We start from the raw sequence: 23,829 nt of genomic DNA on the forward strand, positions 1-23,829 counted from the left end.
GCGCAGAAATCATCCGGAAAAGATCATCAGCCCGCCCGGACGACGCCGCCCGCGCGGGAACTTCCCTGCACAGTTCTCCACACCAACCCAAGGACATTGGCAATGCCTCAGGAATTAGACGCGGCCACTACGGACTCCACAGATCTCCCGCCGCGGGGGTCTGGCCCGCTGCACGGGATGCGGGTGCTCGACATCAGCACGGTGTATGCCGCGCCGATCAGCGCGATGCTTCTGGGGGATTTCGGCGCCGACGTGATCAAGATCGAGCATCCGGTCGGAGATCCGGCCCGCACACACGGCGCGAACAAGAACGGCCATGGTCTGTGGTGGAAGGTCATCTCGCGCAACAAGCGTTGCGTCACGTTGAATCTCGGACGTCCGCAGGGGCAGCGAATTCTGCGGGAACTGGTCACCGACGCCGACGTGCTCATCGAGAACTTCCGGCCGGGCGTGCTCGAGAAGTGGGGACTGGGTCCGGACCGGCTGCGAGAGATCAACCCGAAGCTCGTGGTGTTGCGGGTTACCGGGTTCGGGCAGACCGGGCCATACGCAAGCCGGCGCGCATTCGGCACGCTGGCCGAGGCTATGAGCGGATTCGCCCACCAGACCGGGGAGGAATTCGGTCCTCCGACGCTGCCGCCGTTCGGGCTGGCCGACGGAGTCGCCGGGATCACCGGCGCGTTCGCGGTGGTGAGCGCGCTGCTGCACCGCGACTCCGCGGGAAGTGACGGTCAGGGCCAAGTGATCGACCTGTCGCTGCTCGAGCCGCTGATCGGCATCCTGGGCCCCGGGCCGAGCGCGTTCGATCAGCTCGGCGTCGTTGCGGGGCGCCACGGCAACCGGTCGCCTAACAACGCACCGCGAAACACCTACCTGACCAAAGACGGTCGGTGGGTGGCGATCTCGGCCAGCGCGACTTCGGTGGCGGAGCGGGTGATGCGGCTGGTCGGGCGTCCCGATCTGGTCGAGCAGCCATGGTTCGCCTCGGCGGGCGAGCGTAGCCGAAACGGTGACCTGCTCGACGACGCGGTCGCGAAGTGGATCGCGGACCGGCCCCTGCACGAAGTGAGCGCGGAATTCCAGCGAGTGGGCGCCGCGCTGGCGCCCATCTACGACGTCGAACAACTGATGGACGATCCACACGTGCGCGATCGCGAAACGATCACCACCGTCGATGATGAGGACCTCGGGCCACTGAGAATGCAGAACCTGATGTTCCGGATGCAGGAGACACCGGGGGCGATCCGATTCCCCGGCCGCCGGCTCGGTCAGGACAACCACGCGTTCTACCGCGAAAGGCTCGGCTTGAAGCCGCAACAGATCACCGACCTCGAGCGGGACGGCGTTCTGTGATGCACCGCAGTTACCTCTTCGCTCCCGGCCACAACGAGAATCTGCTGACGAAAGTGTTCGATGCCGGTGCCGACACGGTGATTCTCGACCTCGAGGATGCCGTACCGCCGGCAGCCAAAGACACTGCCCGGGAGCTGGTCTCCCACGCATTGACCGGGCATCGCGCCTGGGTTCGGATCAACGCACCCCGAACCGCTGCGGCGGCGGCCGATCTGGCTGCGGTTGGGTCGCTGGCGCACGGCATCCGGATTCCCAAGGTGGAGTCGGTCGACGATGTGCGCTGGGTCGTCGACCGCACCCCCGAGACCCCGTTGATCTGCGCGATCGAGACGGCGAAAGGGGTGGTGAACGCGGTGTCGATTGCGGCGGAGCCGACCGTCTCCTACCTTGCCCTCGGCGGCATCGACCTGCAGAAGGATCTCAACGTCGCCAGCGGGGCGCAACTGGACTACGTGCGATCCCACCTGGTCGTCGCCGCCCGCGCCGCCGGAATCGCGCCGCCGATCGACAGCGTCTACCCGCACCTCAAGGACCGCGACGGGCTGCGCCGGGAAGCCGCGGCCAGTCGCGCACTCGGATTCTTCGGCAAATCCGCGATCCACCCCGCCCAACTGCCGATAATCCATGCTGCGTTCGACCCCGACGCCGACGAAGTCGCCTGGGCGCGGAAAGTGCTTGCCGCCTTCGACCACGCGGGCGGCGCAGCCGCACAGCTGCCCGACGGAGAATTCATCGATCTTCCCGTCGCGCAGCGGGCGCGCAAAATCCTACGAGCGGCCCAGCCCGTCCCGCATCACTGGTGCGGTGCCGCACGTCCAGGATCTCCCGATGATCCGCAGTCAACCGTCGCTGCAGCACCTCACCGGTGAGTCCGTCTCGAGCACACCCGACCACCGATCGTTCGCCCACATCCGAGCCGACGCTGGTCCGAAAATCATGGGAACCGAACACGCATTGGTCCACGCCTCCTGCCACCGCAAGGCTTGAGGCTACGTCTAGTGAACCTGTATGTGGGACGTTTAGTATCAGTAACCATGCGCCACGCATAATGTGTCGCGCGCTGAGTTAGGGCACACTGAGACAGGCGTCCAGGTATCGGCAGGGATACTTTTCTGCGTACTGGCGGCGATCCTCAGCGCTCGACCCCAGCACCCCGCAGCCCCACTGGACAGGTACATCGAGGAGAACCGGTGACGTACGTCATTGCCGAACCCTGCGTCGACGTCAAGGACAAGGCATGCATCGAGGAGTGCCCTGTCGATTGCATCTACGAGGGTGCCCGGATGCTGTACATCCATCCCGACGAGTGTGTCGACTGCGGCGCCTGCGAGCCCGTGTGCCCGGTAGAAGCGATCTACTACGAAGACGACGTTCCCGACCAGTGGGGTAGCTACACCCAGGTGAACGCGGACTTCTTCGATGAGCTGGGCTCACCGGGTGGCGCATCAAAGGTCGGTGAGACGGACAACGACCCGCAGGCCATCAAGGATCTGCCGCCGCAGGGCGAGGACTGACGATCAGGCCGCGCGGACGCGAGGAGCGGTGAGGTCCCGGACGCGAGGGGTGGTGAGGTCCCAGACGCACCGGCAGCGACTGTCCGCAGCGCTGCCGGTGTTTCCGTGGGACACGCTCGCCGACGCGAGCGCCCTGGCGTCCGCGCATCCCGACGGCATCGTCGACCTGTCGGTCGGCACCCCGGTCGATCCGGTGGCGCCGCTGATCCGCGAGGCACTGGCGGCGGCCAGCGCCGCCCCGGGTTACCCGGCCACCGCGGGAACGCCTGCCCTGCGGGCGTCGGCGGTGGCCGCGCTGCACCGCCGGTATGGGATCACCGGCCTGCCGGAGCAGGCGGTACTGCCGGTCATCGGCAGCAAGGAGCTCATCGCGTGGCTGCCGACCCTCCTCGGGCTCGGCGGTGACGATGTGGTGGTGGTGCCCGAGCTGGCTTACCCCACGTATGAAGTCGGCGCGCGGATGGCGGGTGTGCAGGTCCTGCTGGCCGATTCGCTGACCCAGATCGGTCCGCGGTCACCGGCCGTCGTGTTCCTGAACTCCCCGAGCAATCCGACCGGGCGGGTGCTCGGCGTCGACCACCTTCGCAAGGTGGTCGGCTGGGCGCGTGAGCGGGGCGTCGTCGTGGCCTCCGACGAGTGCTATCTCGGTCTCGCCTGGGATGCAGCTCCGCTGTCGGTGCTGCACCCGGACGTGTGCGATGGTGACCATACCGGGTTGCTGGCCATCCACTCGTTGTCGAAGACGTCGTCGCTGGCCGGGTATCGCGCCGGCTTCGTTGCCGGCGATCCCGCGTTGGTGGCCGAACTGCTGGCGGTGCGCAAACACGCCGGGATGATGATGCCGACGCCGGTCCAGGCGGCGATGGTTGCCGCACTCGACGACGACGACCACGAACACGAGCAGCGCCAGCGTTACGCCAGGCGTCGCGACGCGCTGATGCCCGCGGTGACCGCGGCCGGATTCACGGTCGACCATTCCGAAGCGGGGCTCTATCTCTGGATCACGCGGGGGGAGCCCTGTCGCGACACCGTCACATGGCTGGCCGAGCGGGGCATCCTGGCGGCGCCGGGTGAGTTCTACGGGCCGGCCGGCGCGAAGCATGTGCGGATCGCGTTGACGGCCACCGACGAACGGATTGCCTCGGCCGTCCAGCGGCTCAGCTGAACCGCCTCGGGTTCCCGGCGGCCCGTAATACCGTCACGGCATGGCCGCGTACGACGCCGAAGCGGCGGATCGACTGCCGTTTGCGACGGCGGAGAAATCCGATCGGTACCGCACGGAGCGCTATCAGGGCGCGGTGGGTCTGAACTGGTATCTGAGCGATCCGACGCTGCGGTTCGCGATGGCCTACTACCTTCCGCCCGAGGAGCTTGCCTTCGCGGAGCCCCATCTGACCCGGGTCGGCGAGTTGATGGGAGGCCCGGTGGCGCGCTGGGCCGAGGAGACCGATCGCAACCCACCGCGCCTTGAGCGCTACGACCGCTGGGGTCACGACACCGGACACGTGGTCATGCCGTCGTCGTTCACTCTGTCCAAACGGGCGGTTCTCGACGCCCTGCAGGCGATACGGGACGGCGCCCGGTCGGCCGGCGTAAGTGCGTCGCTGACGCTGCTGGCGTCGAACTATCTGCTCGATCAGGCCGACATCGGGATGGGCTGCGCGCTGGGTACGGGCGGTGGGATGGTGCAGGCCTTGGTGGCCGCGTATGCGCCGGACGGGGTGCGGGAGCATGTGCTGGCGAAGTTCGCGTCCGGGGAGTGGGAGGGGGAGACGGCGCAGCTGCTGACCGAACGCACCGGCGGGTCCGACCTCGGCGCGCTCGAGACGACGGCGACGCGCACAGGCGATGCGTGGCTGGTCAACGGCTTCAAGTGGTTTGCGTCCAATTGCGCGGGCGAGGCGTTCGTCGTGCTGGCCAAGCCGGAGGGGGCGCCCGATACGACCCGCGGCGTCGCCACCTTCCTCGTATTGCGCACCCGACGCGACGGGTCGCGCAACGGAGTTCGGATACGCCGACTCAAGGACAAACTCGGCACCCGGTCGGTGGCATCGGGTGAGGTGGAATTCGTTGACGCGGAGGCCTTCCTGCTCTCCGGCGAACCCGGCTTCGGTGCCGGTCCCTCCGACGGCAGGGGCCTCGGCCGGATGATGGAGCTGACCAACGCCGCGCGGCTGGGCATCGCGCTGTTCGCCCTGGGCAACGCGCGCCGCGCGCTGGTCGAGTCGCTCTGCTACGCGTGGGCACGACGGGCGTTCGGCTCGGCGTTGATCGACAAACCGCTGATGCGGCGGAAGTTGGCGGAGATGATCGTCGACGTCGAAGCCGCCCAGGCGTTGGTGTTCGACGGCACCGGCCGGGCCAACCACAGGCAACCGCGCAGGATCCGGCAGCGCATCGCGGTGCCGGTCACCAAGCTCAAGGTGTGCCGGCTGGGCATCACGATGGCCTCCGATGCGATCGAAATCCACGGCGGCAACGGCTATATCGAGAACTGGCCGGTGGCCAGGCTGCTGCGCGACGCGCAGGTCAACACCATCTGGGAGGGGCCGGATAACATCTTGTGCCTGGACGTGCGCCGCGCCATCGAACGCCACCAGGCGCACGAGCAATTGCTGACCCGGCTGCGTGATGCGGTGTCGGTGTCCGACGACGACGACGTCACGCGGTTGGTTTCGGCGCGGATCGCCGATCTCGAGGCGGCGATCGCGGCGTGGTCGAAGCTGGACGCCCCGGTGGCAGAGGCCCGGCTCTTTGCGCTGACGCAGTTCATGGGCGACGTCTACGCCGGTGCTTTGCTGACCGAGCAGGCGGCCTGGGCCAGGTCGGCCAGGGGTGACGAACGCAAAGCCCTTGTCGCCCGGCTGTATGCGCAGCGCTATCTGGCCGACCGCGGCCCGCTGCGGGGAATCGATGACGAAAGCGACTGTGCGCTGCAGTCTTTCGACGAGCTCGTTGCCGGCGCACTGACGGTCTGACGCTGGGCTGCCCTCGTGGCCGTAGCGGGCCGGGCGTCCGCCGGACTCGATCGTTGGTGATGCCCCGGCCACGGACCTTGGCCACGGACCTCGCGAGGACCTCGCCAGGACCTTGGCCACGGACCTCGCCAGGACCTCGCCAGGACCTCGCGAGGACCTTGGCCACGGACTCGCAACGGACCTCGGCCACGCCGTCGCGCCCGGTGCGTCCGTGTCCCCGGGGTCTGGCCGTCCCGGCGTTCGGCTTCCTTCGGGCAGCGTCGGTTCCCGAAAAGCTCTGGGGCGCTCGGCGGCGTCCCGGCATCGATTGTCACCCACTGTCGTGCTCGTCCTCGTCCTCGTTGTCCTCGTTGTCCTCGTTGTCCTCGTTGTCGTCGATGTTGCCGTCCCCGTTGTCGTTGTTGCCGAGCGCGAGGAGGCGTTCGGGGTGGTGTAAGTGGTTGATTCTGTCTTGGCCGGTATCGAGGTCGGCTGGTCGGATCCATTCGGTGAGGCCGTCGGGGCGGGTGTGGGTGTGCCAGTCGGTGGTTTCGATCAGCCGGTTGTCGGGACCGCAGGCCAGGGTGAGTTCGTCGATGTTGGTCTGTCCCTCAATGGTGTTGTGCCCTTGCGAGTTCCAGCCGTTCACGTGATGGACCTGGCAGTAGTAGCCGCCGGTGGTGCAGCCCGGCTTGGTGCATCCACGATCTCGCGCGTGCAGCACGATGCGCTGTCCGGCGGACGCCAGTCGTTTGCTTCGGCCGAGGTAGAGCGGGATATGGCGGTGAGTGTCGAATACCACCAGGTAGTGATAGGAGTGGCTGGCGAGGCGAATCACGTCGGCCATCGGCAGCAGCGTGCCTGCGCCGGTGAGGGCGTAGCCGGTCACCCCGGCCGGGCGCAGCGCCCCGCTGGCCGCTGATTCCAGTTCTTTGAGGGTGGTGGACACGATGATGGTGGCGGGTAGTCCGTTGAGCTGCCCCAGCTTTCCGGAGGCCAGCAGCGCGCGACCCATCGCGGTCAGCGCATCATGGTTGCGTTGGGCCGGGCTGCGCAAGTCGCGGCGGGCCTGCTCCGGGGAAGGCTGGCCATCGACGACGGGCGAGGCATCGTCGGGGTTGGCCATGCCCGGGGCGGCAAGTTTGGCCAGGACGGCCTCCAGCGTGGCTCGCGCGTGAGGATCCAACAGACCCGTCAGCTTGCTCATTCCGTCAGCACCTTGGCGGCTCAGGGTCAGTGAGCGGCGCCGTGCCCGATCGGTGTCATCGGGTAGGGCACCGTCGGGGTCAAGCAGTACCGATAGCAGATCGGCGGCCTTTCGCAACCCTTCGGGACGCTGCCCAGTAGCGACGCAGGCCAGGTTGGCCTCGGCCTGCATCCGGGTGTCATGATCGACCGCTGCGGGTAGATCGGCGAAGAACCTACGGATGATCGACACATGTTCGGCGTTGATCGCCCCCGCAGCCTGCGCCGCCGCGGTCCGGCTCAACAAGGGCTCCAACCGCTGCCCGGTCAGCGCTCGCCGCGGCCCCAGGCCGTCAGCCTCCCCCAACCGCCGCCGGGCCTCCGGCGCCGAGATCCGCAACCTCTCAGCGAGCACCTGCGTCATATTCTTGGCGCCCAGTGCAATCGGAGAGGCTTCGGCCTGCAGTCGGGCCACCAGCGGATGCTCCACGGCGGGCAGGCGCCGGCGGGTGACCTCGATGTGTTCGAGCAGCCCCAACAGTTCCGGGTGGGTCAGCGCCTCGGGGTCGAGGGCGGCAAGTGCATCCAGTCCGGCGCGCACTTGCGCGGCCGCCGCGGTCACCATGTCCCTATTCGGACCCATGCTCGAACATTAGTTCGACCCACCGACATCTTGGTCCCGATCGCTTGCGGATCTCCTCCGCGAGTTCTGACAGCGTCATCTCGGTGTGGGATGCCGGCACCGGATAGATCGGCGGGCAGCCGTCGGGCGGCCCGGTTCCCGAAGAACCCAGACCGGCGTTTCCGCCCCCCGCCATCGCGCAGCGCTAACGCGAAATGTTGACGAATTAGATCGCGGTGCACAGTGTTCGTCGATGGATCGGCACAGCGACGGGGATGCGAGCGACGCGGAGTCATCGACAGCTATGTGGGTCGCATCGGGGGCCTGGCCGTCGCACTGGGTATCGGGGTCGTCGTCGCGATTGGGTGGAGCTGCCCCGCGTGGGCCGACGAGTCCGGCGGCTCGCCGGGGCAAGCCGCTTCGCACATGCCATCGCCCAAAGCCTCGACGGGTAGTGCCGGGCCGACGAAGGGCAACAACGCGTCCGCTGTCGACAGACCTTCGTCGAGAACCGCGAACGGAGCGAGGGCGCTGAACAGGCCAGATGGGTTCACCAACACGAGGACCTTCGGCCCCACGCGAAAGGTCGGAAAGGGCACCGCGCAAACCGAGATCGACACCGCCGGAGCGCGTCAACCACCCGACTCGGCGCCCGAGCAGGGCGGTACGTCGCCTTCGGCCCCGACGAGCACCGACGGGCCGACGTCGAGATCGTCGGCCCGCACGGATCCTCCCGAGGGCATTCCGCGGCGTCTCACCGACTGGACACCGGCCGGCGCGACCACCGAAGCGCCCACAGCGCGTCGCGGCACGCTGTCGAACACCGCCGAGGCGGCGCCCACGAAGCAGTCGAAACAGATGGAGCCCGCGGAGCGGACCGGGACTACAGGGCAGACCGGGCAAACGGAGAACACGGCGCCCACGGACAACACGGGGCCCATCCAGCCCGCCTTTACCGCCGCGACGACCAGCACGTCCGTCGAACCGGCAATGCCTACCCGGCAGGTGCCCCGCAGGATCATCGCTGCGATCACCGAGCTGGCCGAAACGGATTGGTCGCTGCCGAGTCGGGGACCCGCCGCGCCGATCCGGGCGACGACGGTGCTGACGGTGCTGACCGCGGTGCGCGACGAATTGGAGCGGACCACCGCAGTCCGGAACGTGAATGCGAGTCCCCCGCAAGCGGTATCGCAGACCGCGGACCCCTCACCCAACGTTCTGGTGATCGGCGTGGACGGCACGAACCTCAACCGGGTACTGGCCGATCCCGCCAACGCCAACTTCTACGAACTCATACAGGACAGCACGACCGCAGCACCGAGCATCGCCGGGCACACGACGATCTCCAACCCCTCGTGGACCGCGATCCTCACCGGCGTGTGGGGCGAGACCACGGGCGTCATCAACAACGTCTACAACCCCGCCGTGTACGACCGCTACCCGACAGTCTTCAACCAATTCGAAACGCTCAACCCGGCCACAGAGACCACGGCCATCGCCGACTGGGATGTCATCGCCGCCATCGCGGCCTCCGGCTCGCGCCCGGCCGACAACGTCGTCTACATCCCGCAGGTCGCCGGTGACACGGACTGGGAGCAGACGGACGACGCGATCGGCGACGCGATCGGCGACGCGACCGAGGCCGCGATCGAGGGCGCCGATCCAAACGTGCCGAACTTCATCTTCACCTACTGCGTCGGGGTCGACGAGAACGGCCACTCCTACGGCGGCGCTTCACCGCAGTACGCCGCGGCGATCACCAACGTCGACCAGAACCTCGGCGAGATCCTGCAGGTGGTCAACGCCTGGGAGGCGGAGACCGGCGAACAGTGGACCATCATCGTGGTCACCGACCACGGCCACCAGCCGCAGCAAGGTTTCGGCCATGGATTCCAATCCCCCGATGAGACAGCGACATTCGTCATCGCCAACAACTCCGACATCTTCACCGCCGGTGCCGTCAATTCGCAGTACGAGATCGTCGACGTCACGCCCACGGTCGTCACGCTTTTCGGCGGCATCCCCGCGGCCTACTCCGACGGGGTATCCCTGACCACTCTCGAAGACAGCACCGTCGTGCCGGTCAACGGCGACGAGGGTTTGCGCGAGGCGTTGGAGGACCGGATCGCCGCCAACACCTACCCCGACCTTGCCACCACCCTGGCGCTCAGCGTCAGAACCATCTTCGCCAGCATTCCGTCCTACGTCGACGGTTACACCACCCAAGCGTCACTGCGCTGCAGGACCTCGACAGTCCGCTGGGGGAGCTGGCGATCGTGCCGGTGAGGTTTATCGGCAACGCCCTGTATGCCGCGACAAACTTCGTCGCGCAGATCGTCGCCCGATTGACCGGAGTGACGGGCGCCAGCATTTTCCCGCTGCTGCCGCCGGACCTGCCGCCGCTGAACCAGAATCCCGAACTGGTGCCGACGCTGCAGGCCGCGGCATCAATAGCGGTTTGATCGGCCCGCCAGCGACTCTTCCGAACACAACCGCGGCAGCGACCTGGAGATAGTTCCAAGGCGGATCAGCAAGCAACTGTTGCACCACCGTGCTCATCGACTACGTCGCCCACACCGCGAGCCGAAGCGCGATCGGTGTAAACCGCGTCAGCGGATCACATTGGTTGCACGGCAGGCGGTTCCCAGGTGCCCTCGGTGATTGCGGGCTGGCCCCAGTAGGCGCGGATGTAGAGGGAAAAGGGTCCGGCGGGGGCAGGTAACCAGTTCGACTCCTTGTCCGGCCCAGGGGAGTTCGCGCCGGCATACAGGGTCAGCGATCCGTCCGGGCCGCGGGTGAGTGTCTTGTTCTTGGTGCCCAGTGAGTAGCGGCTCAACGGATTCGGGTTGAAGAAGTGATGCTCGTTGTAAAGGGTCAGCGACCAGAATCCGTTGACAGGAGGTTCTTGTCCCGCCGGGAACGTGATCCGGTAGTTGCGGTCACCGTGCAGCGCGGCACCAGAGCCATCGCGGTCGGTGTAGAAGTATTGGGTTTCGTTGGGGCGGTTCTCGAACATGTTCGATTTGGCCGTTGCGGTCCGGTTGAAGTAGTCGAAACCGAACATGGCGTTGTTCACCGACCGGTTCCAGTTGTTGCCCACCGGCACGCCGTTGTGAACCCATTGCAGAAACGGCTCGATGACATCGTTTTCGGCGGCGACCGCGGTCTCGGTGAGAGTCTTCTTGACGTCCGGGTCTTTCCTGGCGTCCAGCAGCGCCTCGAACTGCGCGTAGAGCGCTTCCTCGCCGGGCAGCGGGGTGACAGCCTCCAACGCTGTCCCGATCTGGTCGAAGAAATGTTCGGGCACCACCCACCTGGTTTCTCCGCCGTCTTGTGCGGGCGGGGTGGGAAGGTTGGGCAGTTTGGCCCATTCGACATTCTTCATGTGTCCGTCGAATTCGCCGAGTGGGTAGATGTTGATTTGGTTTATCACCGGCTGAATGGCAGCGCGGTCCTCGGGTGTGTCGTCCATGAAGATCCGTGGGATCGCCGCGGCCAGAGCTGTCGAGGCCCGCAGGACCGCCTGCACGCCAACTGGCGTGTCGCCGTTCCAGTTTGGGCCGGCCAGCAGGTAGAAGCCCGGCTTGGAGCCATAGGGCTTGCCGAGTTCGCCGAATTGGTCGGTGCGCTGGTCATACAAGGCATACACCCAGAACCGGTCACCGAAGTCGGGGACTTGCACGACGACCGGTTCTTCATCGAGCGACATGTAGGACAGCCCGTAGACGACGTCCTGGTTGGGACAGGCGATGAAGGTCTGGGCGGGATCGATGTAGTCGGCCAGCATGGCCAAACGGCCCCGTGGGGCAGCCGGCAGCACCCCGTTGAGCCGGCCGGGGTGCGGGGCCCGAGTGATCGAGGCCTTGCGGTTGAGCATGTTGACCAGCGGCCATCCCCACACGTAGGCAGTCTGTCCGAAGGTGCGGGCGTAGCCGGGCTGCATCACCACCCCTGGTGCGGATTGGGCGACGTTGGCCGCGTGCATTTCAGCGGGATGGGGTTGGGCCGAAGTCGGTGACGTCCGTGCGGGGTGGTGTCCCGCGGGAACAGACGGCCAATGCGGCCCCAGCACCGACCGAAGCAACCGCCAGCCTTGCCCCGCCCAATGCCGATCGCGATGTCAATCCCCAGCTCATGAGCACACGCCTCCCGACAGATCCGGATCGACTGCGGCTCCCCAGGCCCCAGCGTCGCCGCGACGGCGCCGCGGCACACCCTTCTACCTAACCACTTGAGGCGGCTGCCAGGTCGAGGAATGATTGCTGCGGATGGGTGTACAGCATCGGGAAATCGTCACATCCGGCGCAGCCGAGCACCGCGTCCTCCGTTTCGGTTGAGAACCGTGCGTCACTTCGGTCACAAACTCGGCATGCCGCCAAGCGGTATCGCAAAACCGCGGGGCGAGGCCCTCCGCACGCGTAACTTGGGGCCAGAAGGCAATTCGCTTGCCATCGAGCAGAGTCACTGGTCTCGCCCAAGAATGTGATCCGACGCCAGACGACACCGCTTCCCGAGGAAGAGACCACCGACATGGCGATCATTCGACGGAGGGCGGTGGGCTCCGCGGGCATTGGCGGCCGCGTCACAGGGTGCTGGCGGCCTGCTCACGCGAGGAAGGAACTCGAGAGATGCCCAATGGCGACGGATACCACGCCTTGGCCGATGCGCAGCTTGATCGCGGCTATCCAACCGAGGAAACCGCGAAAGCGTTGACCGAGGAGCTCTATTTTCAGCGGGCGACGCAGAGTTACTTGTGGTCGTTGCCCGCGGTCAACATGTTCGCGATGAAGAAGGGGCTGAGCGAGGTGGCCGGCTCCGGCTACAACGTGATGTCGGTGTATGAGAAGCGGCTCAAACCCAACACCGCCATCACCACACCGAACTCGGATGTCGTCTATTGCCTGGGGTTTGCCGACCTGGCCGAGACTGGTCCGCTGGTGCTCGAAGCTCCCCCGAAGATCCAGGGCTTGATGGACGACTTCTGGCATCGCCCGTTGACCGGTCCGAACATCGATGGTGTGCAGTACCTCGGAGACATCGGCATTCCCGGACCGGACAAGGGCAATGGCGGCAAATACTTGATCGTCCCAGCCGGCCAGAGGATCGCCGATCTCGGCGTCGATCCAGCCGAGTATTACATCTACGAATCTGCCACCAACGGAGTGTTCGTCTTCCAACGCGGCTTCTTCCAGTTGGTCGACGATCTGTCACCCGGCGTGAAAGCGGTTGAGGGACTGGTCATCCGCCCACTTAATGGCGACGCGAAACCCATGGATTTCAAGCATGTTTCCGACGTCCCGGCCAATGCGCTCTTCCCGCGCGACGGCACCTACTTCGACATGCTCAACGAACTGATCCAAAGCGAACGCCTGGATGCCGTCGACCCCTATATGCATGGTGTCCTGGCAGCACTGGGCATCTCGAAAGGCAAAGACTTCACACCCAGTGACCGTGAACGCGAATTGCTCGACCAGGGCGCCAAGACCGCATGGCGGATGGCCAAGAACATCGCTGCGCACTTCGACCAGGAACAGAACGCGCTGTGGTGGTCGGACCGGCACTGGGTCGCCCATGCCCGCACCGAGCTCGACGACTTCTGGCACACCCTGCTCGACGAGGAGTTTCGCGTCCGCAAGACCGGCTACGCCGATGTGAACGCCAAGGCACACATGTACATCAACGCCTACTCGATCAGCACCGGCATGATCTCCTCGATCGTCGGGTTCGGCGCCAAATACGGTGCGGCCTATAAGGACAGCAACGGCGAGTACCTGCGCGGCGAGGACACCTACACCATCGATCTGCCCGCCAACCCGCCGGCCAACATCTTGTGGTCGGTCACCGTCTATGACGCCGAATCTGCCTCCGGTGTCGACGCACCCGGGCAGGTCTATCCGTCGCTGAACTCGATGAATGACCTGGAGTTCAACCCCGACGGCTCGGTGACCTTCCACATCGGCCCCAATCCGCCTGATGGAGCGAAGAACTGGCTCAAAACCGTTCCCGGTAGGGGCTGGTTCAGCCTCATCCGCTGGTACGGCCCCAAGCAGGAATTTTTCGACCACAAATACAAACCCGGCGACTTTGTCAAGCAATAGCTCCACACACAACGCCTCAGACATGTACTGGCGCCGCACCATCGGAACAGACACGAGTCGCCCGACAATCAGAAGACGGACATCGACGGCAGGCACGTCGGCGGGGTAGGCGCCTAGCGTGCTGGGTCGGTGGCCCGCAGGCCCAAGGCGAGGACCAGCCGGTCGTCGGGGTCGGAAAGCGATGTGGACAACAGCTTTTCGATCCGCCGCACCCGGTATCGCACCGTGTTGGGGTGCACATGCAGGCGCTGGGCCACCGCGGCGATGTCGCCGAAGCCGTCGAGATAGACCCGCAGCGTGTCGGCGAGCATCGGGTCGCGTTCGCGTAACGCGCGTACCCGTGGGTCGATCAGCCGCGGTTGGCCGGACACCTGGGACACGATCTCGTCGAGCAGCACCGTGGTGCGTGCCTCGTCGAGCGAGGTGACCTGGCCGATGGCGCCGGGATGCCTTTGGGCGCTGTCGAATACGCGGTCGATCTCGGAGCGGGCCTGCGCCGCGGCCGACAGCCCGGCCAGGGGAGCGGCGATGACGCCGCGCAACGTCAAACCCAGCTCCCGCTGTCCCGCCGTGACCACCCCGCGCACCCAGGATGTCACCGACGACGGCGCACCGATCTTGGGCAGCAGCACATAGACCCGGTCGCCTGCCGCCACCACCTGTGCGTCGGGCCGGAAAGCGCTGGCGCTCAACGCGATCACATCCGACGGCACCGGCTGGCCCGTCCCGCGGAATCCGATGAGGGCGGCGCGGCCGTCGGCGGCGATGCCGAGCTCCTTGGCGATGCCGATGACATCGTCGGCGTCCGGGCCGGGACCGGGCGCACCCTCGGTCGTCAGGCCGAGCAGATCCCGCACCCGCACCGTGTGTGTGGACGGGGCCGCTGCCATCCGCGCCATGATCCGGGCCGCCAGCACCGCGCCGCCACGCAGCACGTCCTCGACGTCGTCGGCCAGCGGTGCGGAACCCTGCTGCAGCCAGATGGTGCCGCCGAAGCGCGGCGGGCGCCGCGGCCCGGTCCGCGGTAGGTGGATGCCGACGGCCAGCCGAGGCCGCAGGCCCAGCTCCGGGCGTTCGGCCACCCGCACCACGTCACCACTGGCGCGCAGCGCGTCGAAGATGCCCCACTGCCCGATCCAGGCCAGATAGTCCGCGGGCCCGGCGCGGCCCAGGATCGAGAGCCTGCGCAGTTCGTCGGCGTCGTCGTTGGACGACGAGTAGGCCAGCACATGCGAGACGTCGTCCTCGATGCTGACCATGCCGCGGGTGCGGTCGGCGATCGACTGGGCAAGCCCGAAGAGGTCGGTGCCGCTGCCGAAGAGGGGATCGTCACCGTCGCCGCGATGTTCGAAGAACTGGTTGACCAGCCGGTAGAGCCGCTCCCAGCGTGCCCTCGGGTCGACCGCCACCACGGCTGCGCCGGCCGCCGTCGCCCGCGCGACGACCGCGTCGGTGGGTTCCTTGACGAAGATCGCGATCGGTATCCGGGCCTGACTGTCCACCCAGCCCAGCACCGCGTCCTCGGAAACGCCGACCAGAAAGAACAGGTCGGCGTTGTCCGCGGCGGAGGCCAGCCCGAGCCGCACGTCGTCGGAATCGATCAATGCGACCGACCCGACGGGCATGTCGAGGCCGCGCGGCGCGTGTACCAACGTCACCATCGTGCGATCCAGTGCGAGCAACAGCTCGCCGAGGCCGATCCGGGCCGTGCCCATGTTGTCGGATACTACTAGTACACCGACTGAGTATTGTCCGATCAGCTAATCCCCGGGCGACCCGAATCGGGAATCCTTGTCTGCATGGACGCGATCACCGACGTGCCGTTGCCCGCCAACGAGCCAGTTCACGAGTACGCGCCGGGTTCCCCCGAACGGGCCCGGCTCACTGAGGCCCTGACGACCCTGGCCGCCGACCCGATCGATCTGCCGCATGTCATCGGCGGCGAGCACCGGATGGGCGGTGGCGAGCACATCGACGTGGTGCAGCCACACCGCCATGCCGCCCGCCTCGGCACCCTCACCAACGCCACCCACTCCGACGCGACCGCCGCGGTCGAGGCGGCGATCGCCGCCAAGCAGGACTGGGCGGCCATGCCGTTCGACGAGCGCGCTGCGGTGTTCCTGCGCGCCGCCGACCTGCTGTCCGGGCCCTGGCGCGAGAAGCTGGCCGCCGCCACCATGCTTGGCCAGTCCAAGACCGCGTATCAGGCCGAGATCGACACCCCGTGCGAGCTCATCGACTTCTGGCGCTTCAATGTCGGCTTCGCCCGGCAGATCCTCGCCCAGCAGCCGGTCAGCGGCAAGGGCGTGTGGAACCGCACCGACCACCGCCCGCTCGAGGGCTTCGTCTACGCGATCACCCCGTTCAACTTCACCGCCATCGCGGGCAACCTGCCCACCGCGCCGGCGTTGATGGGTAACACGGTGGTGTGGAAGCCGTCGCCGACCCAGACGTTCGCGGCCTACCTGACCATGCAACTCCTCGAGGCCGCGGGCCTGCCCGCGGGTGTCATCAACCTGGTGGCCGGCGACGGTCTGGCGGTTTCCGATGTGGTACTTGCGGATCCGCGGTTGGCGGGCATCCACTTCACCGGATCGACGGCCACCTTCCAGCACCTGTGGCGCGAGGTCGGCTCCAACATCGACCGCTACCACGCCTACCCGAGGCTGGTCGGGGAGACCGGCGGCAAGGACTTCGTCGTCGCCCACGCCTCGGCGCGGCCTGATGTGCTGCGCACCGCGCTGATCCGCGGCGCCTTCGACTTCCAGGGCCAGAAGTGTTCGGCGGCGTCGCGGGCGTTCATCCCCCGCTCGGTGTGGAACACGATGGGCGATGACTTCCTGTCGGCGACCGAAGAGCTGAGCTACGGCGACGTCACCGATCTGAGCAACTACGGCGGCGCGGTGATCGACGAGCGTTCGTTCGCCAAGAACGTCGCCGCGATCGAGCGCGCCAAGAGCACGGCGGGTGTGACGATCGCCGCCGGTGGCGAATACGACGACAGCGAAGGCTATTTCGTCCGACCCACCGTGTTGCTCTCCGACGACCCGACCGACGAGGCTTTCCGCACGGAATACTTCGGCCCGATCCTGGCCGTGCACGTGTACCCCGATGCGGAGTACGAGCGGATCCTCGACGTCGTCGACTCCGGCAGCCGCTACGCATTGACCGGTGCGGTGATCGCCGACGACCGTGCCGCGGTGCTGACCGCCGAGAAGCGGCTGCGTCAGGCCGCGGGCAACTTCTACGTCAACGACAAGCCCACCGGTGCGGTGGTCGGGCAGCAGCCGTTCGGCGGCGCCCGGGCGTCGGGCACCAACGACAAGGCGGGTTCACCGCTGAACCTGCTGCGCTGGACGTCGGCCCGCTCCATCAAGGAGACGTTCGTGCCGGCCACCGATCACCGCTACCCGCATATGGAGGTATGAGTATGACCGCGTTGACCAGCGGGGTCTTCGACAAGGTCGCCCGCCCGGTGATTCTTGCCGCGAGCCGCTCGGACGGTCTGCGCCGCACCGCCGAGCGGTTGCCGGTCACCCGCAAGGTGGTGCACCGGTTCGTTCCCGGCGAGTCCGTCGACGAAGCGACGAAATCGGTTGCCGAGCTGAGGAGTTCGGGTCGCTTTGTGACCATCGACTACCTCGGCGAGGACACCACAGACGTCGAGGCGGCCAATGCGACGGTGACCGCGTACCTGGCGCTGCTGGATGCGCTCGACGCCGACGTGCGATCGACGGCTCCGGCCGACGGGGTACGCCCGCTGGAGGTGTCGCTCAAACTGTCGGCCCTGGGTCAGGCATTGCCCCGCGACGGCGAGAAGGTCGCGCTGGAGAACGCCCACACGATCTGCACCAGGGCCAAGCAGGTCGGCGCCTGGGTGACCGTGGACGCGGAGGACCACACCACCACCGATTCGACGCTGTCGATCGTGCGTGAGTTACGCACCGAATTCGACTGGCTCGGCACCGTGCTGCAGGCCTATCTGCACCGCACGCTCGCCGACTGCGAGGAGTTCGCGGCCTCGGGCGCCCGGATCCGGTTGTGCAAGGGCGCCTATGACGAGCCCGCATCGGTGGCCTACCGCGATCGCGACGAGGTCACCGACGCCTACCTGCGGTGCCTGCGGGTGCTGATGGCGGGCAAGGGATATCCGATGGTGGCCTCCCACGATCCGGCGATCATCGACGCGGTACCGGCGATGGTGCGCGAATTCGACCGCACTGCGGATGATTTCGAGTACCAGATGCTCTACGGCATCCGCGACGCCGAGCAGCGCAGGCTGGTCGGCGCCGGGAACCACGTCCGGGTGTACGTGCCGTTCGGCACCGAATGGTACGGCTACTTCGTGCGGCGCCTCGCCGAACGGCCGGCCAACCTGACGTTCTTCCTGCGTGCGCTGACCCGACGATAGAGCTGCCGAGTTCCACACGTCAGTCGCGGGCAGCCCGGCGGCGGTCACCGCGGCGGCCTGGTCCTCGTCGTGGACGATTCGGTTGTAAAGAGCGCCATGGGGTTTGACGTAGCGCACCCGGGTGCCAGCCACCCGGGCGAACCCGTCGAGCGCCGCGATCTGATAGATGACCTCGTTCATCAGGGTCGACGGCGGGACATCGATGGCGCGCCGTCCGAACCCCGCCAGATCCCGATAACCGACCTGCGCGACGATGGCGACACCTCGTTCTGCCGCCCGCTCGCAGACCCGACGCAAGGTGTCGGGGTCCCCGGCGTGGAATCCGCAGGCCACGTTGGCGCTGGTGACGATATCCAGCAGCGCCTCGTCATCACCCAATCGCCACACACCGAAACCCTCACCGAGGTCGCTGTTCAAATCGATCCGCGTCGGCGTCACCGATTGTTCAGCGCCACATCGCCGTGCAGGTCGAGCCGGGACGTCTCCGGCGCGCGGAACACGCAGATGATCGTGACCACCAGCATCGCCGCGGCGTACACCGAGACCACAACGGATGTGTCGAACCGATCGAGCAACGCCACCGAGATGATGGGGGCCAGCGCACCTCCCAGAATGCCCGCGAGCTGGTAGCCCATCGAGGCGCCGGTATAGCGGACCTTGGTCGGGAACATCTCGGCAATGAACGATGCCTGAGGGCCGTACAGCGCCGCGTGCATGATCAACGCGACGATCATCGCCAGCGCGATGATCGCGAACTGGCCGGTGTCGAGCAGCGCGAAGAACACGAAAACCCAGACCGCGGCGCCGATAGCGCCGATCAGCATGACTGGCCGGCGGCCGAAGCGATCCGACAAGTGCCCGAAGTACGGGATGGCGACCACCTGCACGGCCGCGGCGATCAGCGTGGCGTTGAGCGCATAGTGCGAGGGCAACTCGAGGTAGGTAGCCACATAGGTGGTGACGAACAGGACGAACGTGTAGAACGCAACGTCGACGCCCACCCGCGCCCCGATGGCCAGCAACACGTTCTTCGGGTAGCGGCGCAGCACCTCCATAATCGGTGCCGCTTCCTTCTCGCCGGACTGCTCGACCTCGGTGAACAGCGGGCTCTCCGCAACCGTCGTCCGGATCCACAGTCCGACGAGGACCAGGATCCCGCTCAGCAGGAAAGGCACCCGCCAACCCCACGTGTGGAACGCCGCCTCCGTGGTCAACGCCCCCACCAGGGACAACACCCCGTTGGCTAGCAGCAAGCCGATGGGAACCCCGACCTGGGGCCAACTGGCGTTGAGGCCCCGACGTCGGGGGTCGCCCGATTCCAGGGTCATCAACACGGCGCCGCCCCATTCACCGCCGAGGCCAAGACCCTGCAGGAAACGCAGTAGTACCAACAGGACGGGTGCCCAGATTCCGATGGCGGCGTGTGTCGGCAGCGCTCCGACCAGCATTGTCGCGATGCCCATCAGCAGCAGGGTCGCGACAAGCACGTTCTTGCGGCCGATCTTGTCGCCGTAGTGCCCGAACACCACCCCACCGAGCGGGCGGGCCACGAAGCCGACGGCGAACGTGGCGAAGGACAACAACGTGCCCACCAGCGGATCGAAATCCGGGAAGAACACCTTGTTGAACACCAATGCCGCGGCAATTCCGTAGATGAAGAAGTCGTACCACTCCAGCGACGTGCCGATGAGGCTGGCGAGGATGACCTTGCGTATCGACGATGGTGACCTCGCTGGCTCCGGTGTGGGCGGGTGATGCGCGGGCTCGGCCATGGTCTACCTCGGAGTCGGTACGGGTATTTTGTTGAACAATGCCGAATGCACTGTGCATTGTTCAACACAATCGGGAAGGGTTAACCAGGGCTTAACCGGCCGCGACGGTACTCTTGCCACAGATATGAACGGGCACCCTGCGGACAAGTCCAACGCCTCCAGCCGCGCGGGCTCGCGCGGGCGAACAGGTGCGCGGCTGAGTGTGGCAAACCACTCGGCCTCCGTCCTGCGGGCACGGATCGCGGGCGGTCTGCTGCCACCCGGCACTCGCCTGCGGGAAGAGCGTCTCGCGGACGACCTGGAGGTCTCGCGGAACACCCTCCGCGAAGTGTTTCAGTTGCTGGCGCACGAGGGCCTCATCGAGCACATCGCCTATCGCGGCGTACATGTCCGCCGAATGGGATCCGATGACATCCGCGCCCTGTACCGGACCAGACGACTCGTGGAACCACTCGGGCTGGCGGCGGCGATCACCGATGCGCAGCTCCGCTCGGCGATGAGCGTTGCGGTCGAGGGAGCGATGGCGGCTGCCGAGCGCGGCGATTGGCACGGTGTTGGCACGCGGGATATCGAGTTTCATCGGGCGATAATGGATGGCTGTGGTAGTCCGCATATTTCGGCAATGTCGGACAGGCTGCTCGCCGAGCTGCGGCTGGCGTTTCTGCAGCTGCCCGACCCCGAACAGCTGCATCGCCCGTACCTGACCAGAAACCGCCGTCTGGTCGCGCTCGTCGACGCCGGTGAGGAGGCCGCGGCACGAGCCGAACTCGAGCAGTATCTCGTTGCTTCAGAAAGCGACGTGCTGCGCACCATCGTCGTGTGAAAAGGCCAACGCATGCGCCGGCGAACGACTATCCGAGCCAGCCCGGTTGGGGGTGTCGAGTGCACGGCGCCGCGGTGGTTGGTGGCATCGCGGATTCCGTGTCGGGGTGGGCGACTCCGCGCGGGTGCCGCTGGTCACCAACCGCTCGACGCCCCTCCTCACCACTTGAGCACCACCACGGACCGAAGCACCTCACCGGCATGCATGTAGTGGAACGCTTCCTCGATGTCGTCGAGGCCGATGCGCTCGCTGACGAACTTCTCAAGCGGCAGCCGACCCTGCAAATACAGCGAGATCAACGTGGGGAAGTCGCGTTCGGGCAGGCAGTCCCCATACCAGGAGGACTTCAGCGCCCCTCCGTGGGAGAAAAGGTCGATCAATGGCATTTCCAGGGTCATCTGCGGCGTGGGGACACCGACGAGCACCACGGTGCCGGCCAGGTCGCGGGCATAGAAGGCCTGCGTCCAAGTCGAGGGCCGACCGACCGCATCGATGACGACGTCGGCCCCGAACCCGTCGGTGAGGTCCTGAATCGACGTCACCACGTCGGCATGAGCCGCGTTGATGGTGTGGGTGGCGCCGAATTCCTCAGCCCACCCGAGCTTCTTATCGTCGGTGTCGACGGCGATGATGGTGCGCGCACCGGCCAGCGCGGCGCCCGCGATCGCCGCGTCACCCACGCCACCGCACCCGATCACGGCGACGGTGTCGCCACGGCTGACATTGCCGGTGTTGACCGCCGCGCCGAGTCCGGCCATCACGCCGCAGCCCAGCAGACCCGCGACGGCGGGGTCGGCTGCGGGATTGACCTTGGTGCACTGGCCTTCGTGCACCAGTGTCTTGTCGGCGAACGCGCCGATGCCCAAGGCCGGGGTGAGCTCGGTGCCGTCGGTGAGGGTCATTTTCTGGGTGGCGTTGAAGGTATCGAAGCAATACCAGGGGCGCCCACGCCTGCAGGCTCGACACTGCCCGCACACCGCACGCCAGTTCAGGATGACGAAGTCTCCGACCTTCACGTGGGTGACGTCGGGGCCAATCTGCGACACGGTGCCCGCAGCCTCGTGCCCCAGCAGGAAGGGGAACTCATCGTTGATGCCGCCCTCGCGGTAGGTCAGGTCGGTGTGGCACACCCCGCACGCGATGATGTCGACGACGACCTCCCGAGGACCGGGATCCGGGATGACGACGTCGACAACCTCGACCGGGGCATTGACGCTGCGGGCGATCACGCCGCGCACGGTTTGGCTCATGGGGTTTGACTCCTTGATTTCAGGGCTTTTCGAGGGGCACGATCGGTGATCGTGATGTGGCGCGGGGGTACGGTCGCAGGGCGCCGTCGCCGCGCGAGGTGTCGCCCAGCACGTTGGTCGGGGCGCCGGTGGCGGGCCGGGTAGAACTTGGGTACTTCCGTGCTGGTCACTCTGCGGTGTACGCCGCCGCGGTCGCCCGCCTGCTGGCCGACTAACGCAGATCGCGTTCGATCTGCTTGCGGTAGCGCGTGAACAGTCGTGCGTTGTCACGGGCGAATACCGCCACCACCCTGCCGCCGCGCTCGTAGGTGGCCACGAACGGGCCCGCCGCCGGATCGCCGTCGACGATCTGCACGGTGTCGTCATCGGTTCGGTACCCAGCGAACTGGAGCTGGTGACCATACTGCTTGGACCAGAAGTAGGGCGCCGCCGGCGCGGGGCGATCACGCCCGGTGATCGCGGCGGCGACTGTTTTCGCCTGAGCGGTGGCGTTGGTCCAGTGTTCGCTGCGGTGATGCGTGTCGAGTTGTGGGTCGAACGTGGCCGCGCAGTCGCCGAGGGCGTAAATGCCCGCGACGGCGGTGCGGCCGCAGGCGTCGGCGCGGAAGCCGTTACCGGTGACGATGGCGGGGTGGGATAACCATTCGGTGTTGGGCTGGGCGCCGATACCAACCACGACCACGTCGGCTGACAGCTCGGTCCCGTCAGTCAGGAACACGCCGTGTACTCGGTTACCGTCGCAGCGCAGCCGATCAACCCCGGCGCCGGTGAGCAACCGCACCCCGTTGGCGTCGTGCAAGGCGGTGCACGACGCGGCGATGACGTCGCCGAGCGGCCGTTCCAGTGGTTTCTCGCAGGCCTCCACGATGGTGACGTCGATGCCCTGCTCGGCCGCCGTGGAGGCCACCTCGGCGCCAATGAACCCCGCACCGATGACCACCAGTCGAGCGCACTGCTGCAGCGATCGGCGCAGTGCGAGCGCGTCGTCCAACGTGCGCAGTGTGTGCACCCCCGCCACCTGCGCACCGGGCAACCGGCGCGCGCGGGCCCCTGTCGCAAGCACCACCACCTCGGCGGTTGCGGCCGGAACGCCGGCAATCTCGACGGTGTGTCGGCCGTCGGGTCCGGTGGTCACATTGCTCGCGGGTTTGCCAAGTAACCAATTGACCGTCAGCGCGTCGAGGTCGTCCTGCGGCACGAGGCCCAGATCACAATCCTCGGCAAGGAAAGCCTTCGACAGAGGCGGGCGGTCGTAGGGGAGGTGTACTTCGTCGCCGACGACGGTGATGGCTTCAGCGAAACCTGCAGCGCGCAGCTCGCGGACCACCGACAGGCCGGCCAACGAGGCCCCCACGACGATGGCGCCGCATGCGATGGTCATTCGCCGACCGCCAGCCATATCTGGGTGCCGTCGACGCCAACGCGATGCACGCGCACCGGGGTTTTGGCTGGTGGGCCCGACACTTCGCCGGTGCGCAGGTCGAAGCAGGACTCGTGCAACGGGCACTCCACCTTGCAGTCTTCGACCCAGCCATCGGCCAGGGACGCGTCCTGGTGTGTGCAGGTGTCGTCGATAGCGAATAGGCCGTGATCGGTGTGAAAGATCGAGATCGGCGGTTCGCCGGGCACGGTGACGGTCAGTACCTCTCCCGACGGGATGTCGGCCAGTTCGGCCACCACGGTACGTGTGGTGGGGAGTTCCACGGCAGGCCTCCTTATGGGTAATGTGTTGCGTAATAAGCAACATATGCGTATTACGCAACAGTGTGCACGGGTGGCGGGGCTGTCGTCAACCCGAAAAAGACATGCGCCCGCCAAGTTGACACCAGCTACCAACGCACCCA

The 23,829-nt window shown here is 66.7% G+C and carries 18 protein-coding genes and 1 pseudogene; 11 read left to right on the forward strand and 8 right to left on the reverse strand.

Annotated elements, in window-relative coordinates; translation table 11 throughout:
* Window positions 1–102: 102 nt before the first annotated feature.
* From ADBZ6K_RS11710 to ADBZ6K_RS11730, 5 genes are all read left to right on the forward strand, one after another.
* Window positions 103–1,353: a CaiB/BaiF CoA transferase family protein gene (locus tag ADBZ6K_RS11710; protein WP_526346691.1), complete on the forward strand. Its 1,251-nt coding sequence runs from the start codon at window positions 103–105 to the stop codon at window positions 1,351–1,353.
* Window positions 1,353–2,222, forward strand: coding sequence for an HpcH/HpaI aldolase/citrate lyase family protein (locus ADBZ6K_RS11715; protein WP_526346693.1), 870 nt, complete (start codon window positions 1,353–1,355; stop codon window positions 2,220–2,222). The genes ADBZ6K_RS11710 and ADBZ6K_RS11715 overlap by 1 nt, the downstream gene beginning before the upstream one ends.
* Window positions 2,223–2,543: 321 nt before the next feature.
* On the forward strand, window positions 2,544–2,867 hold the full coding sequence (gene fdxA, locus ADBZ6K_RS11720) for a ferredoxin (RefSeq protein WP_526346695.1): 324 nt from the start codon (window positions 2,544–2,546) through the stop codon (window positions 2,865–2,867).
* 79 nt (window positions 2,868–2,946) lie between these two features.
* Window positions 2,947–4,032 (forward strand): succinyldiaminopimelate transaminase, encoded by a 1,086-nt coding sequence (gene dapC, locus ADBZ6K_RS11725; RefSeq protein WP_526346827.1) that lies wholly within the window; start codon window positions 2,947–2,949, stop codon window positions 4,030–4,032.
* A 40-nt stretch (window positions 4,033–4,072) separates the two neighbouring features.
* Entirely contained in the window at window positions 4,073–5,845 is a 1,773-nt protein-coding gene (locus tag ADBZ6K_RS11730) for an acyl-CoA dehydrogenase family protein (RefSeq protein ID WP_526346697.1), read from the forward strand.
* A gap of 310 nt (window positions 5,846–6,155) precedes the next feature.
* Here the strand turns inward: ADBZ6K_RS11730 and ADBZ6K_RS11735 are convergent, their stop codons facing one another.
* A complete protein-coding gene (locus tag ADBZ6K_RS11735) occupies window positions 6,156–7,652 on the reverse strand; it encodes an HNH endonuclease signature motif containing protein (RefSeq protein WP_526346699.1) in 1,497 nt (498 codons plus the stop codon).
* A gap of 969 nt (window positions 7,653–8,621) precedes the next feature.
* Between ADBZ6K_RS11735 and ADBZ6K_RS11740 the strand changes: the two genes are divergently transcribed.
* A complete protein-coding gene (locus ADBZ6K_RS11740; protein WP_526346701.1) occupies window positions 8,622–9,917 on the forward strand; it encodes an alkaline phosphatase family protein in 1,296 nt (431 codons plus the stop codon).
* Window positions 9,908–10,093 carry a hypothetical protein gene (locus ADBZ6K_RS11745; RefSeq protein WP_526346703.1) on the forward strand — a complete coding sequence of 62 codons (186 nt, stop codon included), beginning with the start codon at window positions 9,908–9,910 and terminating at the stop codon, window positions 10,091–10,093. Before ADBZ6K_RS11740 ends, ADBZ6K_RS11745 begins: the two co-directional genes overlap by 10 nt.
* 155 nt (window positions 10,094–10,248) lie before the next feature.
* Here the strand turns inward: ADBZ6K_RS11745 and ADBZ6K_RS11750 are convergent, their stop codons facing one another.
* Window positions 10,249–11,616, reverse strand: a complete 1,368-nt coding sequence (locus ADBZ6K_RS11750) for a DUF1254 domain-containing protein (RefSeq protein WP_526346705.1) — start codon at window positions 11,614–11,616, stop codon at window positions 10,249–10,251.
* 604 nt (window positions 11,617–12,220) lie between these two features.
* On the opposite strand from ADBZ6K_RS11750, the gene ADBZ6K_RS11755 reads away from it, so the two are divergent.
* Entirely contained in the window at window positions 12,221–13,729 is a 1,509-nt protein-coding gene (locus ADBZ6K_RS11755) for a DUF1254 domain-containing protein (protein WP_526346707.1), read from the forward strand.
* A gap of 113 nt (window positions 13,730–13,842) precedes the next feature.
* On the opposite strand, the gene ADBZ6K_RS11760 is transcribed toward ADBZ6K_RS11755, so the two are convergent.
* Complete coding sequence (locus tag ADBZ6K_RS11760) at window positions 13,843–15,444, reverse strand: PucR family transcriptional regulator (RefSeq protein ID WP_526346709.1); 1,602 nt, start codon at window positions 15,442–15,444, stop codon at window positions 13,843–13,845.
* An 84-nt stretch (window positions 15,445–15,528) separates the two neighbouring features.
* Here ADBZ6K_RS11760 and pruA point away from each other — a divergent pair, with 84 nt between their 5' ends.
* A complete protein-coding gene (gene pruA / locus ADBZ6K_RS11765) occupies window positions 15,529–17,157 on the forward strand; it encodes an L-glutamate gamma-semialdehyde dehydrogenase (RefSeq protein ID WP_526346711.1) in 1,629 nt (542 codons plus the stop codon).
* A gap of 2 nt (window positions 17,158–17,159) precedes the next feature.
* A complete protein-coding gene (locus tag ADBZ6K_RS11770; RefSeq protein ID WP_526346713.1) occupies window positions 17,160–18,140 on the forward strand; it encodes a proline dehydrogenase family protein in 981 nt (326 codons plus the stop codon).
* A gap of 36 nt (window positions 18,141–18,176) precedes the next feature.
* On the opposite strand, the pseudogene ADBZ6K_RS11775 reads toward ADBZ6K_RS11770, so the two are convergent.
* Both ADBZ6K_RS11775 and ADBZ6K_RS11780 read right to left on the reverse strand, forming a co-directional pair.
* Window positions 18,177–18,578: pseudogene (locus ADBZ6K_RS11775) on the reverse strand (LamB/YcsF family protein); the annotation flags it as partial.
* The gene (locus ADBZ6K_RS11780) at window positions 18,575–19,912 is read right to left on the reverse strand and encodes an MFS transporter (RefSeq protein WP_526346715.1); all 1,338 of its coding nucleotides are present in this window, start codon (window positions 19,910–19,912) and stop codon (window positions 18,575–18,577) included. The pseudogene ADBZ6K_RS11775 and the gene ADBZ6K_RS11780, both read right to left, overlap by 4 nt.
* On the opposite strand from ADBZ6K_RS11780, the gene ADBZ6K_RS11785 reads away from it, so the two are divergent.
* The gene (locus ADBZ6K_RS11785; protein ID WP_526346717.1) at window positions 19,911–20,735 is read left to right on the forward strand and encodes a GntR family transcriptional regulator; all 825 of its coding nucleotides are present in this window, start codon (window positions 19,911–19,913) and stop codon (window positions 20,733–20,735) included. The genes ADBZ6K_RS11780 and ADBZ6K_RS11785 overlap by 2 nt on opposite strands.
* A 158-nt stretch (window positions 20,736–20,893) precedes the next feature.
* Here the strand turns inward: ADBZ6K_RS11785 and ADBZ6K_RS11790 are convergent, their stop codons facing one another.
* From ADBZ6K_RS11790 to ADBZ6K_RS11800, 3 genes are all read right to left on the reverse strand, one after another.
* Window positions 20,894–21,985: an S-(hydroxymethyl)mycothiol dehydrogenase gene (locus ADBZ6K_RS11790; protein ID WP_526346719.1), complete on the reverse strand. Its 1,092-nt coding sequence runs from the start codon at window positions 21,983–21,985 to the stop codon at window positions 20,894–20,896.
* Window positions 21,986–22,196: 211 nt separating this feature from the next.
* Window positions 22,197–23,366: an NAD(P)/FAD-dependent oxidoreductase gene (locus ADBZ6K_RS11795; protein ID WP_526346721.1), complete on the reverse strand. Its 1,170-nt coding sequence runs from the start codon at window positions 23,364–23,366 to the stop codon at window positions 22,197–22,199.
* Entirely contained in the window at window positions 23,363–23,689 is a 327-nt protein-coding gene (locus ADBZ6K_RS11800; protein WP_526346723.1) for a bifunctional 3-phenylpropionate/cinnamic acid dioxygenase ferredoxin subunit, read from the reverse strand. Before ADBZ6K_RS11800 ends, ADBZ6K_RS11795 begins: the two co-directional genes overlap by 4 nt.
* Between the last annotated feature and the right edge of the window lie 140 nt (window positions 23,690–23,829).

The sequence above is a fragment of the Mycobacterium sp. genome (genome assembly GCF_044223235.1).
Lineage (GTDB): Bacteria > Actinomycetota > Actinomycetes > Mycobacteriales > Mycobacteriaceae > Mycobacterium.